The organism is Shinella sp. NM-101, assembly GCF_021401195.1.
Classification (GTDB): domain Bacteria; phylum Pseudomonadota; class Alphaproteobacteria; order Rhizobiales; family Rhizobiaceae; genus Shinella.
This window is the reverse complement of record NZ_JACBFT010000003.1, coordinates 19,467-36,846: the sequence shown is the minus strand read 5'-3', so window position 1 is coordinate 36,846 and position 17,380 is coordinate 19,467. Positions and strand designations below refer to the sequence as shown.

Sequence of the window (17,380 nt, the reverse complement as noted above, 5' to 3'; positions counted from 1 at the left end):
CCGTCTGTGCAGCGGCCAGGGACAGGCCGCTGGCTCCGTGTTTCTGGTTGGTGAGGGGACGCCGCGGAGCGTCCGATGGGCCGTCAGCCTTTGGTCAGGCCGCCGTCAACAGCGATGGTCTGGCCAGTTACGAACGCCGCGTCGTCCGACACCAGGAAGGAAAGGGTCCCGACGAGATCTTCCGGCACCTGCAGGCGCGGAATGGCTTGCATCGACGGGATCGCGTCGAACATGCCGGCCAGTTCCGACGCCTCAGTCGTGACGTTGCGGACGAGGCTCGGAGCAATCGCGTTGACGGTTATGCCGTCCGGCCCCAGCTCGTTGGCCAGCCCCCGGGTGAAACCGATCGCGGCGGCTTTGGTCGTTATATAGTGGACGTATTTCGGGATCATCAGCCAGTTGACCGTCGATGTCAGGTTGACGATCCGGCCCCACTTCCTCGCCCGCATCCCGGGAACGAAAGCCTTGGAAAAATAGAACAGCGAGTCGGTGTTGATCGCGTTGATTCGATGCCAGTCTTCGTTGCTGATATCGTCGAAGGCTTGGAGCGGAAAGATTCCCACATTGTTGACGAGGATATCGGCCGTGCCGAGAGCCGCACCCACCTGATCGACAAAACGCACTACCTGCGCGGGATCCGTGACGTCGCAAACCGCACCGAAGAACTGGCCGCCCGTCGCCTCCACCATCGCGCGCGTGTCGGCCGCGTGCCTGATGTCGGCCACGGCGATCGCCGCACCATCTTCCGACAGGCGTTTTGCAAAAGCCTGTCCGATCCCGCTGGCGCCACCCGTGATGACAGCGAGGCGCCCCGTCAATCGTCCCATAATGCCCTCCGTCGATCCGGCCGCCTCCCGCGACCGAGTAAAAGGAGGCTAGCAATCTTATGGCCTAGCTTCGCCTATCTCCGATTCACCTATCTTTTCGGCGCATCGGGGCGGCGCCCTGCCTATCCTTCTATAGCAGGCCGAACTCACGGGCTCGCCGGACCGCGTGCGACCGGCGACGGACATCGAGCTTCGCGAATACCTGCTGCATGTACCATTTGACCGTGCCTTCGGTCATGCCGAGCACCCGCGCGATGTCCTTGTTGGCCTTACCGTGCGACACCAGCCGGAGTACGTCGCGTTCGCGTCCGTTCAGGGCCTCCGGTGGAGCGCGCTCCACATCGGCGCCGTCCTTCGTGTCGTTGAGGGCCGCCGTTGCGTGAGGATCGGCCTCAGCAAATGCCTCAAGCAGCTCCGCCGCGAATGCGCTGACGGGACCTGTCGGATGATCTTGCTCGCCGAACAATTCCTTCAAAAGGCGCAGAACCGTCATGCCGCCGTCGACGAAGCTCGAAACATAGCGGGCGGGGGCGGCCTTCTGGACGGCCTGCCGCATCTTGCGTAGCGCCTCCCCCTGTTCACCCATGACACACAATGCCAATGAAAGAGCAATCAGGAAGCGCACTTCACTGCGCAGCGCACCGCGCGAACTGGCGAAAGCGACCCAGCGGCGAAGCACCTCGGCGGCCTGCCCGGCTCGCCCGGTCTGGCAGGCGATTGGTGCCCAACCGAGAACAAAATACTCATCGCGACCGATAGTCGCCTGACCGGGGGTCAGGCGACGTTTCTGCAAGGGTTCTTCGGCCGCGGCCATCTCCGCCTGCAGGAAGGGCAGGTCCCCGATGCGGATCGCCAGCCGGACCCGTTCCAGCCAAAGCCGCTGCCTAACGCGGGCGAAGCCGCGATAATCGGCGATCGCCTCGCCTTCTGCAATCACGGCCCGCGCCTGCTCGATATCACCGCGACGCTGGCACAGGCGACTGCGCATGACGAAATAGGCGGAAAGGTTGTCGACGAAGCCCAGCCGCTCGGTCAGCGCCCCAAGCTGGTCGAGCAAAGCCTCCGCCTCGACCAATTCATTGGCCTCATAAAGCGTCTCGGCCAAGAGCATCGCCGGCATCGCCTGCAGGGGCGTCGCCTTCCCGTCGACATATTCGGCAATGGCCATGGCGGAGCGCAGAACCCTCTGCGCAAGCGCCGTATCGCCGCGCAGAGCGAAGGTGGGACCGAGGATCGATTCGTGCCAGACCAGAACGAAACGGCTGCCCGACCGCTGGAAAAAATCCCGCGCGACACGGTCCATCTGATCGACGCGATCCAGCCTGAACATCTCCCGCCGGGCGTAGATTAGGCAATTTTCTAGGGTGCCGCGCAGATAGGGGTCGTCGGAGGGGAAGTCGTGCAGCAATTCAAGCACCGATCGCTCGAGCTCGACGACATCATCCATAAAGAGCGCAAGCATCATGCGCCGATGCAGAACGATTCTGCCAACCTCCTCGATCGCCTCGGGCGCAACTCCCCAGACGCGCCAGCGGTCTAGGATTCGATCCACTTTCCGGAGAATCTCCAGGGCATCGTCAAACCGCCATTCGAGAATCATCGACCAAGCCAGCTCCAGCTGCACGCGTGGAAGCTCGTTCAGGATCGCGCAGGGAACCTGAGCAGCCAGCCGTTGCAATGTCCCCAGTTTGCCCTCGTAGAACAGATCGGTACAGTTGGAATCGAGGATTTGCCCGGCGCCGGTCCAATCCTCCGCCCGCACCGCATGGGAAAAAGCCAACTCCATGCGCCCGTGCGCGATGTACCAACGGCTTGCCTTGCGGTGCAGCTTCGGTACGATGGCCGGCGCACGTTCCCGCAACATGCGCTGGAGCACATCTGAAAATAGGTGATGATACCGGAACCAGCGGCGTTCGTTGTCCAGCGAGAAGATGAACAGACCGCGTGACGAGAGCTCGGCGATCTGGGTGTCGGCTCGGTTTGCGCCGACGATTTCGTTGCAAAGCTCGCGATTGAAGATTTCGAGGATCGACGTCTTCAGCAGAAAGTCAACTGTCTCGGGCGGCAGCCGTTCGATCACGTCGTCTAGGATGAAGTCCGACACCATGCGGTTTTCGCCGCTGAAGCGGTCGAGGAACGAACGAATGTCTTGATCTGGGTCCAGCGAGATTAGGGCAAGCTGTATACCGGCCGCCCATCCCTCGGTGGCGAGCAGCAGGCTTTCTGCCTCATCCCCCGCCAAGGGCTCGCGTCCGAAGAGCCGTATGAAGCTGTCCAGATCGCTGGCGTCGAAGCGCAATTGCACGGCATCGATTTCGTCCACTTCTCCGAGCATCCGCAGCCGGGCCAGCGAGAAACCCGGCGACTGGCGGCTGGCGGCGACGAGATGAAAATTCGACGGCGCGTCACGAAGGACGATCTCGACCGCGCGGATCGTATCGCGGTCGGTTAGCAGGTGGAAATCGTCGATGAAAAGCACAATCTCACGGCGCTCGGCCATGAGCGCGTTGACGAAGGCCGCTGCGGCGCGCATCGGCGTGGGATCGCGCGCGGAATCGAGGAAACGCTGAAATTCCACGCCGAAGTCGGGCGTTTCTTCACGAATGGCCGCGGTGATGTAGTTGAAGAAGGACAGCAGGTTGTCCAATCCGACATCGAGGCTGAGCCAGCCTGCCGAGGCATCCCCCTCGCTCAGCGTCATATGCCAGCGGTGCAGGAGGCTGGATTTGCCGTATCCCGCCGGAGCCTTGACGAACGTGAGCCGGCGCTGCCGCAACCGTCCGGCGATGCGGTCCAGCTTGGAGCGTTCTATCAGGCCCGACCCGCGCGTGGGCGGGTGGAGGCGGGTGCGGATCAGGTCCATCTTCCCTCTGTCCATACCGCCCGCCCTCAGCGGCGGCGCGTTTCCATCGAGACTGCGCCCTCCAGCCCCGTTCCACCATACAGCCAGTCAATGATGTCATACCAATTGTCCGGTGTCTTGGCTCGCATGACCGCGTTGCGTAATTCGGCATGGGCGCCGCCGGGATGATAGACGTGCTGGCCGATCTCGCGCGATTGGAGCTGCACGCGGGCGGTGCGCAAACGGCGCAGATTCTGATAGGCTAGAAGCGCTTTTTCGGGCGCATCGGGCTGCTCGCCGAGGTGATGGGCCATCGCCACGGCGTCCTCCATCGCCATGCAGGCGCCCTGGGCGAAATATTGGAGCATCGGGTGCGCCGCATCGCCCAGAAGGGCGACCCGCCCGTCCGTCCAGTTCTGCACCGGATCGCGGTCGCAAAGCACCCAGCGTTTCCAGTTCTGACCGCGGTCGATGATCTGTCTGGCAACGGGGGCGACATGCTCGAAGCCCTTGCGCACTTCGTCATGCGTGACGCTGACGCCCGCTTCCGGCGAGGGCGCATCGTTGTGATAGGTTACGACAAGGTTGAACATCTTCCACCCCTTCAGAGGATAGTGGACGATATGGCATTTTGGCCCGGCCCAGAGAGTCGCGGCGTTCCAGCGAAGGTCCTCCGGCATCTCGTCTGTCGGGATGACCGAGCGGTAGGTCGTGTGGCCCGACACGCGCGGGGCGCCATCGCCCACCACACGCTTGCGCACGTTCGACCAAAGGCCATCGGCGCCGATCAGTATCCGACCTTTTACACGTTCGTCATTCGCGAGGATCGCCGTAACGCTGGAGCCGTCCTGTTCATAATCCGCGACCTCGGACGAGGTGCGCAGGCCGACCAGCGGATGATCGCGACAGGCCTTTAGGAAAACACCGTGCAGGTCGCCGCGATGGATCACCGCATAGGGATTCCTGAAGCAGGCACGGAACGCATCGCCTAGCGGGATACGGGTGATCTCCGTTCCGTCCACCGCATCCATCAGGCGGAGGTTGTCGATATAGACCGCCATCGCCCGCGCCGTGTCGCCGACGCCGAGATAGTCGAACGCGTGGAAGGCATTCGGCCCGAGCTGGATACCGGCGCCGATCTCGCCCAGTTCCGACGCCCGTTCCAGCACAAGACTGGCAATGCCCTTTTGCGCAAGTCCGATGGCGGTGGCAAGTCCGCCGATACCGCCGCCGGCGATCAGGACGGGAAGGTCTTTTGACATGGTTGTTCTCCTACGCGGCCGCGGCAAGGCCGGACCGTCAAACATCGTTGGTTACAGGCGTGCCGGGCCTGCGGGATCAGGCTTCCCAATCGGGCTGTTTTTCGGGATGGGCGGATGCGAAGGCGGGCAGCGCCTCGCAGGCCGTCCGGATTGCACAGAGGCGCGGCATGGCCGACGTATCGACGCCGAAACGGTTGGCTGAGAACATCTGCGGCACGAGGCAAATATCGGCCAGTGTCGGCTCGTCCCCGAAGCAGAAGGCGGAGGCGGGGCGACGGTCCAGCAACGCCTCGCAGGCCGCGAGCCCGTCCGTGATCCAGCGCTGGCACCAGCGGTCTAGCGCAGCCTGATCGGCTCCGAAATCCGCCTTCAAACAATCCAGCACACGCAGGTTCTGGAGCGGATGAATGTCGCAGGCGATGATCTGGGAAAAAGCCCGGACCTCGGCCCGGAGATCCGCCGCCGCCGGCAAAAGCCGGGCGCCTTGCCGCGTCTCGTCCAGCCATTCGATGATCGCCAGCGACTGCATCAACACGAACCCGTCCTCCTCGACCGCCGGGACCAGCATCTGCGGGTTGAGCGTTCGATACAGGGATGACTTCTGCTGCCCTCCGTCGCGACGCAGGTGAACCGGCACGAAATCGGGGGCAAGCCCCTTGAGGCCGAAGGCGATGCGGCAGCGGTAAGCCGCGGAGCTGCGGAAATATCCGTAAAAAATCATTCCGCCGGCCTTATTTCGAGCGAGACGGGCTCCAGCCCATCGATTGCGCCGATAATGACATCTCCCGGCACGACCGGGCCGACGCCTGCGGGCGTACCCGTCATGACGATGTCGCCTGGCTGGAGGTGATAGAAACCTGATAGGTGGCTGACGATCTCGTCGACCTGCCAGATCAGGTCCGACAGATGGGCATCCTGTCTGACCTCCCCGTTCACGGTGAGGTGGATGCGCTGCGGGCCGATCGCGCCGAATTGCCCGGCGCGCGTGATCGGAGCCAGCACGCAGGATTCCTCGACGTCCTTGCCCAGATCCCAAGGCCGCTGTTTGGCACGCGCGTCGAGCTGCAGGTCGCGGCGCGTCATGTCGAGGCCGCAGGCATATCCGAATATCGCCGCCGCGGCCGCAGCGCGATCGGCCTTGAAAACCGGGGCACCGATGGCGATCACGAGTTCCATCTCGTAATGGAAGTTCGCCGTGCCCGGCGGATAGGCCACGGCCTCGCCGCTGCGATGAAGGGCAAGCGCGGACTTCGTGAAGTAGAAGGGCGCCTCGCGGTCCACCTCGACACCCATCTCCGCGGCATGCGCGGCATAATTGCGCCCGACGCAGAAGATTCGGTGGATGGGATAGACCGCTGTTTCGCCCTTGACCGCTATGGTCGGCCATTCGGGCGAGGGAAAGAGGGATTGTGTCATCGCGTTTCCTATCGGTTTAAGCTACTTGCGGCTGGAACTGGATGGGCAGGTCGCGTAGGCGCACGCCGTTGCCCAGATGCAGCGCCCGTTGCCACAGGCGGCGCGCCCGCTCGACGGGGGTTTGCGAGAGTAGGCGGGCAAGGCCGTCTTCACCCGGACCGGCGGCCCTCCAGCCGCCACCGTCCAGATCCCGCCAGACTACGTTCAGGTGGATCGCGGCATGGTCAAACAGGTGCCGCAAAGCTCTTGGCGGAAGGGTCGCGCCAAGGGTGATTTCCGCCTCGGCTGCCTCCGCGTGTTCATGGAGCGGCGGCACGATGAGCCCTGCGGCAGCGGCCTCGATCTGGCGGCTGATCGCGCGGGCCTGATAAGCCACGTCGCAAATCACATGGGCGCGCGTCCAGCCCTCCAGTTGTGACGGCACGTAAAGCGCCGCATCCGGTAACTCATTCAACTTACGTGCAAAGAAGGCCGTCCCCAGCCGCGCCGCCGCCAGATCGCCGGCTGGGGCTTCGGGCGCATCGTCGCGCGCGCCCCTGCCTTGGCGCTGCCGCAGCAGGGCCCGGGCCTGATCCAGGCCGCTCATTGTCCACCGTCTTCGATCTTGATGCGATCGAAGTTGAGCCGCTCGATGATCGGCGCGTCGGAAAAGCGAAAGAGATCGAAATCGGTCTCGGCCTGCAGCGACCACGGCGACCAGGACGGGATGACGAAGATATCCCCCTTCTCGATGCTGTGGCTTGCACCACCGATCACGACGACGCCGCGACCCTCGAATACCTGGAAGACCGTAGAACCGACCTCACGCCGGGTCGCGCTCTCGCATCCCGCCCGCAGCCGATGGAATTCGGCGCGGATCGTCGGCATGACGTCGCCGCCCGTCGTGGGGTTGACGTAGCGGATCGCCGCGTGGCCCTGCTCAACCGTCGCGGGATATCCTTCCTCTTCGAGGAGAAGCTGCTGGTTGAGCGCATTGTCGACATATTCCCAACGATATGCACCGATGGGGGACGACACCGTATTCTGTAGACCCGACAACGGTCGCAGGCCGGGATGGCACCAGAGCCGTTCGCTGCGCGACACGTTTGGCGTCGAATAGTCCGTCACCCTTTCTGAGCCAAACTCGAAGAAGCCGACATCGTTCTGGAAACTGAACGGAATGTCCAGCCCGTCGATCCATGCCATCGGCTGATCGGTGTCGTTGTGGTGACCGTGAAAGTTCCATCCCGGCGTCAACAGGAAGTCGCCCCGGCTCATGCGTACGGGATCGCCATTGACCACAGTCCAGACGCCCTCTCCCTCGACTACAAAGCGGAAGGCATTCTGGGAGTGACGATGCTCCGGCGCGGTCTCGCGCGGGCCGAGATACTGGATGGCGCACCACAGCGTAGGGGATATATACGCCTCACCGCCAAGGCCGGGATTGGCAAGGCCGATTGCTCGCCGCTCACCACCCCGGCCGACAGGTACCAGTTCCCCCGACGCCTTGGCCAACGGATAGAGGTCGGACCATCGCCACACATGCGGCACCGCCTTCGGACGCGGATGGCTCGGCATGAGGTTGCCGATTTGCGTCCAGAGCGGATTTAGGTTGTGCGCCCTGAAGCCTGCGTAAAGTTCACGTAGCGCCGGCGTCTCCTCGGGCTGCATTGCGTCTTGCATCAGATGCTCCTCAATCGTAAGCGGTGAAGCGGATATAATAAGCATGCACACTAATATTCTCTCGTCAACAGATGTTTAGTATGCGACGTATTTTTGCAGCTTCACTGCCTGACTTGCCTGGACGCCAAGCATGAACTAGTCAGAGACCATGCGCCCATTAACCGAGCTCCCTGGCCACCTGATCCGTCGACTGCAACAGATTTCCGTTTCGGCCTTCACCTCCGAAATGGCCGCTATCGATGTGGAATTAACGCCAGTTCAGTTTGCAGCCCTGACCACGTTGCGCGAACATCCAGGCCTCGACCAGGCAACGCTTGCGGGTTTAATTGCATATGATCGCGTAACGATTGGCGGCGTAGTCGCCAGGCTGGAAGCGCGAGGATATCTGGAGCGTGCCGTTTCCGGAGTCGATCGTCGCGCACGAATTCTCAACGTGACAACCAAGGGAGCCGCATTGCTCGATCAGATTGATGATGCAGTCTTGCGCGCACAAGAACTGATGCTTCCGGGACTGACCGCTGGTGAGCGAGCAATATTTATCGAACTGCTGCGCAAGGTAACGGAAGCAGGGAACGAAATAAGCCGAGCGCCGTTTCGACCGGTCTCAACATCCGAATCCAGCGCCTGAATTGTGCCTTGCGTCATCTCAAAAGGTAGTATACGCATCATATCGTGTGATGGCGCACATACTCCGGATGAGGGTTGCTCGCATGAAAAAAGTCTTCCCGCACGCCGAAGCTGCTTTGCAGGGCGTTCTTTTCGATGGCATGATCATCGCCGCGGGAGGCTTCGGCTTGAGCGGAATACCGGAGCTCCTGATCTCCGCTATCTGCAAGACAGGCACCCGCGAGCTCACCATCGCATCCAACAATGCCGGCGTTGATGGCTTCGGGCTCGGTATTCTCCTCGAGAACCGACAGGTCAAAAAGATGATCTCGTCTTACGTAGGCGAGAATGCTGAGTTCATGCGGCAGTATCTCGCCGGCGAGCTTGAAATCGAATTCACTCCGCAGGGCACCCTTGCCGAACGCATGCGCGCCGGCGGGGCGGGCATTCCTGGCTTCTACACTCGCACCGGCGTCGGCACCGTGATCGCCGAGGGCAAGGAACACAAGGATTTCGAAGGGAGGACCTATATCCTCGAACGATCGATCGTCGCCGACCTGTCCATTATCAAGGCCTGGAAGGCGGACCCGTCGGGCAACCTTGTCTTTCGCAAAACTGCTAGAAACTTCAACCCGCCGGCGGCGACCTGCGGCAAGACCTGCGTGGCAGAGGTCGAGGAGATCGTTCCTCTCGGAAGCCTTGACCCCGACCACATCCATCTCCCGGGCATTTATGTCCATCGCATCATCAAGGGTAAGCATGAAAAGCGAATCGAGCAGCGCACTACTCGCAAGAAGGAAACTGTGTGATGCCCTGGGATAGAAATCAGATAGCGGCCCGGGCCGCGCTTGAGCTTCAAGACGGCTGGTACGTCAATCTCGGCATCGGCATACCAACTCTCGTCGCCAATCATATCCCCGCAGGGGTGGAGGTGACGCTGCAGTCGGAAAACGGCATGCTCGGCATGGGACCCTTCCCTTTCGAGGGCGAGGAAGACCCCGACCTCATTAACGCCGGCAAGCAGACGATCACCGAACTGCCGCAAACGGCATTCTTCGATTCCGCCCAATCCTTCGCCATGATTCGCGGCGGCAAGGTCGCCATGGCGATCCTCGGAGCCATGGAGGTCTCCGAAACCGGCGATCTCGCGAACTGGATGATACCCGGCAAGCTGGTGAAGGGCATGGGCGGCGCGATGGACCTGGTGGCCGGCGTCGGCCGCGTGATTGTCGTCATGGACCATACGTCCAAGCATGGCGAATCCAAGGTGCTGAGGCGCTGCAGCCTGCCGCTTACCGGCAAGGGCGTGGTTAACCGCATCATCACCAATCTTGGCGTGCTGGATGTGGTCCCTAGTGGTCTGAAGATCGTCGAACTTGCGCCAGGCGTCAAAAAGGCCGATCTGCACGCTGCGACCGAGGCAACCATCGTCGGATAGCGAAGTCGTCAAAGGCATCTATCTATGCGATCTACACAAGCCAGCCGACTACGCGCTTCGTGCTCTCGAAAAGTCATAAGCATTTCGACATGCAATCAACTGCTCAGCAATTTCTCACCGCCATCAGCACCACCTCCCCGAATTCCGACAGCGCCGAAGCAGCCGAGCACATCGGCGCAGTGGATGCCGGCATGATATCAGCGAAACTGGCAAAGGGACTATGCTGCCTGCCGCTGGTGACGGAAACGAATTCATAGGAGCGGTTACGCAGTTCCTCCTGCAAATCACGGCCCAATGCGAAAGTTTGCTGCCAGGCGCCGCGCCGACATAGCATCCTGCGCAAGCAGTTTTTGGATTACCAGCCGGCGCCTTTGATCTGCGCCTTGAAGCCACGACTAGAAGCGCGTCTGTGCGACGGACGATCTCGCTCGCCGTACGCTATGCCATACTGATATCCTCAACCAACGACAAGCAGGGAGAGAAGCAGAACTCCCTTTGCAAGGCTGTCTCTTTCCATCACCTCAGGTATCTCCGGAATTCGACACCTATACGTGCCCTGAGATTGGAGGGAAATACTCATGAACCCCGGAGCAAGGTGGAACTATAAATCACGCCTCCGTTTTCATCATCATCAAGGCAATACTAGCACATCGACGGGCCATTTCCGCCGGGTCATGGTCAGATTCGCCGCGCAGCCAACGGATGACCAGCCATGTGACGCCGCCGGCCGTCACGACTGTCAGCTCGCGTCTCGCTGCGTCGCTTCCGCGCGCGGCAAGTTCGAACACTTCGGGCAGGAGTCGCTCGCCGACGAAGCTGATAATTTCCTCGAAGAAGGCGACGTTCGTGGCTTCTTCCAACACGCGCAGATAAAAATTCCTGTGCGCCAGGAGATGCGAAAGGACCGGCTCGGTGTGACCCGTTATGCGGTCACGAATCGCCTGTGGCCGCAAATCGTCAGGACCAGCGGCGGGCGCAGGTATTGGGAAGGAGGAGGAAAGCCGCACAAGTGCTGCTCGTCTCGCAGCTTCGGGAATATCGGCGAAGTGCTGGTAGAAGGTAGGACGGGTTACGCCGGCTGCCTCGACAACACGCGTGATAGAAATGTCCGAGAGCGGCACGCCGTCGATCTGATCGGTGATCGCATCAATCAGCGCCGTGAGGCTGCGCTGGAATCTGGGATCCTCCTCTCGGAGCCGGACAGTTTTTGCGGCCATCACTTTACAATCCAAAGACAACTAACTATTTTACGTTTGTAAATTATCATAACGGGCGCTAAGGTCAACCCTCCTTCGCGCCGGACTGAACGGTCAGGAAAGGCATCTTGGGAATGAAACGCCAGACCATCATCCTGTTGATCGCCTTCGCGGCCATCGGAGGCGCATCCTACGCTTACTGGCAGGGAAAGCAGCCCGTAGATCGAGCTCTCGTCCTGAGCGGAAATGTCGATATTCGCGAGGTCAATCTGGCGTTTCGCGTTCCCGGGCGTGTGGCCGAGATGCTCGTTGACGAAGGCGACCGGATCAAGGCCGGCGAGACAATCGCACGGATCGACGCGGCGCCATTCGAAGCTGCCCTTGCCCAGGCGGAGGGCTCCCTTGCTGCCGCACGGGCGGGTGAAGCGCTTCTGATCGCCGGCTCAAGGGCGGAAGACATTGCCAGGCTCCAGGCGCAGATGGATGGGCACCGCGCAGCCGTGGTCAATGCGCAGGCAACCTTCAAGCGCCAGCAGGGGCTCGTGACATCCGCGGCAGCGTCCCAGCAAGCGCTCGACAATGCCCGCGCGGCGCTCGACCGTGCCAAGGCCGAACACGAGGCCGCGCGGCAGGCGCACATTGCAGCGGTGAATGGTGCTCGGCCGGAAGAGATCCAGCAAGCGGCGGCGCAGCGCCATGTGGCCGAGGCACAACGGGACGCGGCGCAGATCCAGCTACGGGATACCGCGCTTGCGGCGCCGAGCAACGGCATGATCCTGACGCGCGCGGTCGAGCCGGGCGCCATGGTGGCGGCAGGTACCAGCGTCATCACGCTGTCTCTCGACCACCCCGTCTGGGTTCGCGCCTATGTGCAGGAGCCGGATCTTGGCCGCATCGCCACAGGCACGAAGGTTCGCGTCTATACCGACAGCCGGCCGGAACATCCCTATGGTGGAACGGTCGGCTTCGTCTCGCCACGGGCGGAGTTCACTCCCAAGCAGGTGGAGACACAAGACCTGCGCACCGCCCTGGTCTACCGGCTGCGCATCGTCATCGAGGATGCAGACGGCCTTCTGCGCCAGGGCATGCCGGTAACGGTCCGGCTGTCCGACAAGGAACGGTAAGCGTCATGGAAGACGCGGCTGTCGTCATCAGGGGTCTGTCACACAGTTATCCGGAACAGGGCGCGAGCGAGCTTGCCCTGAGCGCGGTTGACCTGACCGTCCGCAAAGGCCTCATCACGGGACTGGCAGGACCGGACGGCGCGGGAAAGACCACGCTGATGCGAATCATGGCAGGCCTGCTCAAGGCGACAGCCGGCACGATCAGGGTCGTCGGGCTCGATCCGATCGGGAAGGCCGATGCCCTGCACATGCGCGTCGGCTACATGCCGCAGAAATTCGGGCTCTACGAGGACCTGACGGTGATGGAAAATCTCGTCCTCTATGCCAATCTGCGCGGCGTCGGCCGTGAGGAGCGCAAGGTGCAATTCAAGCGGCTGCTCGATTTCACCGATCTGCACCGTTTCACCGAGCGGCCCGCCGGAAAGCTCTCGGGCGGCATGAAGCAGAAGCTGGGGCTCGCCTGCACGCTGATCGGCAGACCTGAACTTCTATTGCTTGACGAGCCGGGAGTCGGCGTCGATCCGATATCGCGCCGCGATCTCTGGCGCATGGTGCAGAGCCTCGCCGAAGGTGGCATGGCCGTCGTCTGGGCGACTGCCTATCTCGATGAGGCAGAGCGCTGCGACGAGCTCTTCCTGATGAACGACGGCAATGTAATCTTCTCCGGCAAGCCGTCCGAACAGATCGACAGGATGCGCGGACGCTCCATCCTGGTCAGGAACATCGACGGCAATCGCCGGCATTTCCTGCGCCGGGCGCTTGGAAGCGAAGGAGTGACGGACGGGGTCATCCAGGGCGAGAGCGTGAGGCTCGTCCTGAAGGAAGGGATTGAGCGCCCGGCCCCGAACCTGCTGTTGGACGAGCCAGATGCAAGCACGGTTCCGGCCGAGCCGCGCCTCGAAGACGCGTTCGTCGATCTCGTCGGCGGTGCCCCGGATGGTCGCTCCGTTCTCGCCGAGACTATGCCGGACGTTGAGCTTCCGGCCGGGCTCGATGCGACGGCGGTGATCCGCTGCCGCGAGCTGACGCGCAAGTTCGGCGACTTCACCGCCACCGACCATGTCACCTTCGATGTCAGGAAAGGCGAGATATTCGGGCTGCTCGGTCCCAACGGCGCTGGCAAGTCCACAACCTTCCGGATGCTGTGCGGCCTTCTGACGCCGACCTCGGGCGAGGCGCAGGTGATGGGGATCGACCTGAAGAAAAGCGCCAGCGACGCGCGCCAGAAGCTCGGCTATATGGCGCAGAAATTCTCGCTCTACAGCAATCTGGGCGTCGAACAGAACCTCACCTTCTTCTCCGGTATCTACGGCCTCAAGGGGCGCACACGGGAACGGAAAATCGCGCAGATGCTGGAGAGCTTCGATCTTGGCCGCTACCGGCGCACGCCGGCCGGGGAGCTGCCTCTCGGCTTCAAGCAGCGCCTGGCGCTGGCCTGCGCGCTGATGCACGAGCCGCCGCTTATGTTTCTGGACGAGCCGACCTCGGGCGTCGACCCGGTGACGCGGCGCGAGTTCTGGACGCACATCAACGCGCTCGTCGACAAGGGCGTCACCGTGATGGTGACGACGCATTTCATGGACGAGGCCGAATATTGCGACCGTATCGCGCTGATCTATCGCGGCCGGATGATCGCGGCGGGGCCGCCCGACGAGCTGAAACGGCGGGTCGCGAGCGACGATCTTCCCGACCCGACCTTCGAAGACGCCTTCATCCAGCTGATACAGCGTGACGACGAAGCCAGGGAGCGCATGCAGGGGAACGCAGCATGAGCAAGGCGCCCATCCACTCGGGCTTTTCCTTCCGTCGCCTGATGGCCCTGTGCCTGAAGGAGGCACGGCAGATCGTCCGCGATCCGAGCAGTATCCTCATCGCCCTCGTCCTGCCGGTGATCCTTCTCTTCATCTTCGGGTTCGGCATCTCGCTCGACACCAATCGGCTTGCGATCGGCGTGGTAATGGAGGACCATGGAGCGGAGGCGGTCCGCTTCGCCGCCGCCGTGTCGGGCTCGCCCTACATCGATCCCATCTTTGCCAACACCATGGACGAAATCGATGGGAGGCTGTTGCGCGGTGAGTTGCGGGGCGCAATCGTCATCCCGCAGGATTTCACCGCGAAGGTGCTGGCGGGGAACGCGGACGCACACATCCAAGTGCTCGCGGACGGCTCGGAGCCCAATACGGCGAACTTCGTGTCCAGCTACGCCAGAGGCATTTACGAAAGCTGGCTCGTCGCCCGAGCCATCACCCACGGGGCTTCGGCGGACGAGGCCATAGGCTTGCAGTCGCGATATTGGTTCAATCCGACGACAGTCAGCCGCAACTATCTCATTCCCGGCTCGATCTCCGTGGTGATGACCATTATCGGGGCCCTCCTCACATCGCTTGTCGTCGCTCGCGAATGGGAGCGCGGCACGATGGAGGCGCTGCTCGCCACCCCGGTCCGCCGAGCCGAGCTGCTGCTGTCGAAGAGCCTTCCCTACTACGCGCTGGCGCTCGTCGCGATGGCGATCTGCGTGCTGATCGCGATCTTCATCATGAACGTGCCCTTCCGGGGCTCGATCCTCATGCTGCTGCTGTCGACCAGCCTTTTTCTCGGCAGTGCGCTCGGTCTCGGCCTTCTCCTGTCCACTTTGACGCGCAATCAGTTCAACGCCGCCCAGGGCGCGCTCAACGCGGCATTCCTGCCGGCGGCCCTCCTCTCCGGCCTCATCTTCGAGATCTCCTCGATGCCGGCCGCGGTGCAAGCCGTAACTCTAATCGTGCCGGCCCGCTACTTCGTCAAGATATTGCAGACCCTCTTCCAGGCCGGCGACATCGCAGCCATCCTCCTTCCGAACATGTTGTTCCTGCTGATATCCGCGATCTTCTGGCTCGGCATCACGGCTTTGAAGACACGGCGCAGGCTGGACGGGTGACGACTATGTGGAATCGGATCGTCGCACTCATCACCAAGGAATTGCAGCAGCTTCTCTCCACCCGGCGCAACGTCGTCATGTTGCTGATGCCGCTCATTCTGCAGTTGGCAATCTTTCCATTCGCAACGACTCTCGAAGTGCGCAATGCGTCAATTGCCATCCTGAGCGAGGATCAGGGGGCGCAGGCCGTCGAGCTTGTCCAGCAGATCGCCGCGGCCTCGGCCTTCGCGCAAGTCATGGCCGTCCATGACCAAACCGCTCTCCAGCAGGCTATCGACGGGCAGAGCGCGCTTCTCGGCGTCCGTATTCCGCCAGACTTTTCGAGGAAAGTTCTGTCAGGCGAGCACGTAGACCTGCAAGCCCTGATAGATGGGCGAAAGTCGAACGCCGCCCAGATCGCCTTTTCTTATGTCCAGCAGGTCACGTCCGAATTCGCCGAGGGACGCACCGTACAGGTTCCTCCCGCCAAGCTGGTCGTGCGCAACCTTTACAATCCAAACCTCGAATACAAATGGTTTGTGCTGCCAAGCCTGGTCGCGATCATCGCGACGATCGGATGCCTTCTCGTCACGGCCCTCTCCCTTGCCCGGGAGCGAGAAGAAGGCACGTTCGACCAGTTGCTGGTAACGCCGCTTACGCCGGCCTACATCATGCTCGGCAAGTCAATCTCTGGGATTCTCGTGGCGATGACCCAAGGCGGAATTATCGCGCTCGCCGCAGTTTTCCTATACGGCGTCCCCTTCACCGGGCCTGTCTGGCTTCTGATGCTTGCGATGTTCGCCTATTCGCTTGCCCTGTGTGGCGTCGGCCTGCTCATCTCGGCCATATCGACCAGCCAGCAGCAGGCGTTTCTCGGGGTATTCTGCTTCATGGTGCCATCCGTCGTGCTCTCGGGCTATCTTGCGCCGGTCGAGAACATGCCGACGGTGCTGCGCTGGCTTAGCGCGGTCAACCCGCTCACCCACTTCATCGTCATGTCGAAGGGCATATTCCTCAAGACTTACGGCCTGCCAGAGACGCAAGGATCACTGCTTGCGCTGTTCGCCATCGCCGTTGTCACCTTGTTCGCGGCCCACGCGGTTTTCTGGAAGCAGACAAAGTCGTGAAGCGATACAAAGGCGGCTATATTAGTCCGCTGTTTTCCTGACAGGCGATTTGAAAGCATGAAACGTGTGGCCGACACTCCACGCGAGGATGCAAGTTTTCAACGTGCGTCTGCCCAAAGTCTGGCTTTCCATGACGGCCACGGCTAGTTATTCGCGCAGAAGAGGAAAAGTCATGGATGAGAGAAGCGATAACGACGGTAAAGTTTTGCCGCCACAGCGCAGCCAGACGCTGGTGCGTGGTCTTGAAATCATGGATGCTGTCGCCGAGCGCTCGCGCACCATTGCGGAAATCGCCACACTTACAGGCCTGACCTATCCGACGGTTCATCGTATCGTGTCCGTTCTGGTCGAGCGGCGGTATCTCAAGATGGAGAAAAACGCGAGAGAGTTCTCGCTCGGTCCCCGCCTGATCGAGCTGGGCTTTTCCGCCTATTCGCGCATTGATTTGGTGCGCACTGCCCGCCCGCTGCTGGAGGAGCTCGGTCGCAGAACCGGCGACACCGTACATCTGGCCCAGCGGGAGGGCAATGAGGTCGTGTACCTAGAGAAGCTGCGCGGTACGCGAGCCGTGGAAATCAGTTCCCGCATCGGCGGGCGCAAGCCCGTCATTTCAACCGGCGTCGGCAAGGCGATGCTGCTCGATGATACGGAGGAAAAGCTTATCGAACTCTACCGGCACGATCACCGTCTCATCGCCAATGACGCCGGCGAAGCGGCTTGGCTTTCCATGATGCGCAACTATCGAGAAGGGGAGTTCTCCTACGACCTTGGTGAGGATGAACCTTCGATTCGCTGCGTAGCCGTACCGATCCGCGATGCCACGCGGCGTATCATCGCCTCGGTTTCGGTGTCCTCGACCGTGGACTATATGGATCCGGCCCGCATGAAAGCGCTCATTCCAGAGGTTAAGGCCGTGGCACTTGCCATTTCGGCTGAACTTGGAGCACCGCCGGAGAGGGCCTGACAGGCGCCTTCCGGCGATAT

Annotated in this window: 17 protein-coding genes; 9 read left to right on the top strand and 8 right to left on the bottom strand. The window is 61.8% G+C overall.

Annotation, left to right across the window (positions count from 1 at the left end; genetic code table 11):
• Nucleotides 1-83: 83 nt before the first annotated feature.
• From L0976_RS07250 to L0976_RS07220, 7 genes are all read right to left on the bottom strand, one after another.
• Entirely contained in the window at nt 84-827 is a 744-nt protein-coding gene (locus L0976_RS07250; protein ID WP_234186727.1) for an SDR family NAD(P)-dependent oxidoreductase, read from the bottom strand.
• 130 nt (nt 828-957) lie between these two features.
• On the bottom strand, nt 958-3,690 hold the full coding sequence (locus L0976_RS07245) for a LuxR C-terminal-related transcriptional regulator (protein ID WP_234186726.1): 2,733 nt from the start codon (nt 3,688-3,690) through the stop codon (nt 958-960).
• A gap of 26 nt (nt 3,691-3,716) precedes the next feature.
• Nucleotides 3,717-4,976: a 3-hydroxybenzoate 6-monooxygenase gene (locus tag L0976_RS07240; RefSeq protein WP_234186725.1), complete on the bottom strand. Its 1,260-nt coding sequence runs from the start codon at nt 4,974-4,976 to the stop codon at nt 3,717-3,719.
• A 31-nt stretch (nt 4,977-5,007) separates the two neighbouring features.
• Nucleotides 5,008-5,652 carry a maleylacetoacetate isomerase gene (gene maiA, locus L0976_RS07235; RefSeq protein WP_234186724.1) on the bottom strand — a complete coding sequence of 215 codons (645 nt, stop codon included), beginning with the start codon at nt 5,650-5,652 and terminating at the stop codon, nt 5,008-5,010.
• A complete protein-coding gene (locus L0976_RS07230; RefSeq protein ID WP_234186723.1) occupies nt 5,649-6,347 on the bottom strand; it encodes a fumarylacetoacetate hydrolase family protein in 699 nt (232 codons plus the stop codon). The genes maiA and L0976_RS07230 overlap by 4 nt, the downstream gene beginning before the upstream one ends.
• A gap of 16 nt (nt 6,348-6,363) precedes the next feature.
• Nucleotides 6,364-6,933: a maleylpyruvate isomerase N-terminal domain-containing protein gene (locus L0976_RS07225; RefSeq protein ID WP_234186722.1), complete on the bottom strand. Its 570-nt coding sequence runs from the start codon at nt 6,931-6,933 to the stop codon at nt 6,364-6,366.
• A complete protein-coding gene (locus L0976_RS07220) occupies nt 6,930-8,009 on the bottom strand; it encodes a cupin domain-containing protein (RefSeq protein WP_234186721.1) in 1,080 nt (359 codons plus the stop codon). Before L0976_RS07220 ends, L0976_RS07225 begins: the two co-directional genes overlap by 4 nt.
• 148 nt (nt 8,010-8,157) lie before the next feature.
• Here L0976_RS07220 and L0976_RS07215 point away from each other — a divergent pair, with 148 nt between their 5' ends.
• The 4 genes from L0976_RS07215 to L0976_RS07200 all read left to right on the top strand — a co-directional run bounded on the left by L0976_RS07215 (nt 8,158) and on the right by L0976_RS07200 (nt 10,310).
• Nucleotides 8,158-8,637, top strand: coding sequence for a MarR family winged helix-turn-helix transcriptional regulator (locus L0976_RS07215; RefSeq protein ID WP_234186720.1), 480 nt, complete (start codon nt 8,158-8,160; stop codon nt 8,635-8,637).
• A gap of 82 nt (nt 8,638-8,719) precedes the next feature.
• Nucleotides 8,720-9,424 carry a CoA transferase subunit A gene (locus L0976_RS07210; RefSeq protein WP_234186719.1) on the top strand — a complete coding sequence of 235 codons (705 nt, stop codon included), beginning with the start codon at nt 8,720-8,722 and terminating at the stop codon, nt 9,422-9,424.
• The gene (locus L0976_RS07205; protein WP_234187057.1) at nt 9,424-10,053 is read left to right on the top strand and encodes a CoA transferase subunit B; all 630 of its coding nucleotides are present in this window, start codon (nt 9,424-9,426) and stop codon (nt 10,051-10,053) included. Before L0976_RS07210 ends, L0976_RS07205 begins: the two co-directional genes overlap by 1 nt.
• A gap of 89 nt (nt 10,054-10,142) precedes the next feature.
• Nucleotides 10,143-10,310 (top strand): hypothetical protein, encoded by a 168-nt coding sequence (locus tag L0976_RS07200; protein ID WP_234186718.1) that lies wholly within the window; start codon nt 10,143-10,145, stop codon nt 10,308-10,310.
• Between the two features lie 351 nt (nt 10,311-10,661).
• Here L0976_RS07200 and L0976_RS07195 read toward each other — a convergent pair whose 3' ends face one another.
• Nucleotides 10,662-11,270, bottom strand: a complete 609-nt coding sequence (locus L0976_RS07195; RefSeq protein ID WP_234186717.1) for a TetR/AcrR family transcriptional regulator — start codon at nt 11,268-11,270, stop codon at nt 10,662-10,664.
• Between the two features lie 113 nt (nt 11,271-11,383).
• On the opposite strand from L0976_RS07195, the gene hlyD reads away from it, so the two are divergent.
• The 5 genes from hlyD to L0976_RS07170 all read left to right on the top strand — a co-directional run bounded on the left by hlyD (nt 11,384) and on the right by L0976_RS07170 (nt 17,360).
• The gene (gene hlyD, locus L0976_RS07190; RefSeq protein WP_234186716.1) at nt 11,384-12,373 is read left to right on the top strand and encodes a secretion protein HlyD; all 990 of its coding nucleotides are present in this window, start codon (nt 11,384-11,386) and stop codon (nt 12,371-12,373) included.
• Between the two features lie 5 nt (nt 12,374-12,378).
• The gene (locus tag L0976_RS07185; RefSeq protein WP_234186715.1) at nt 12,379-14,145 is read left to right on the top strand and encodes an ATP-binding cassette domain-containing protein; all 1,767 of its coding nucleotides are present in this window, start codon (nt 12,379-12,381) and stop codon (nt 14,143-14,145) included.
• A complete protein-coding gene (locus L0976_RS07180) occupies nt 14,142-15,290 on the top strand; it encodes an ABC transporter permease (protein WP_234186714.1) in 1,149 nt (382 codons plus the stop codon). The genes L0976_RS07185 and L0976_RS07180 overlap by 4 nt, the downstream gene beginning before the upstream one ends.
• 5 nt (nt 15,291-15,295) lie before the next feature.
• Entirely contained in the window at nt 15,296-16,396 is a 1,101-nt protein-coding gene (locus L0976_RS07175) for an ABC transporter permease (RefSeq protein WP_234186713.1), read from the top strand.
• Nucleotides 16,397-16,568: 172 nt separating this feature from the next.
• Nucleotides 16,569-17,360 carry an IclR family transcriptional regulator gene (locus tag L0976_RS07170; protein ID WP_234186712.1) on the top strand — a complete coding sequence of 264 codons (792 nt, stop codon included), beginning with the start codon at nt 16,569-16,571 and terminating at the stop codon, nt 17,358-17,360.
• Nucleotides 17,361-17,380: the final 20 nt, after the last annotated feature.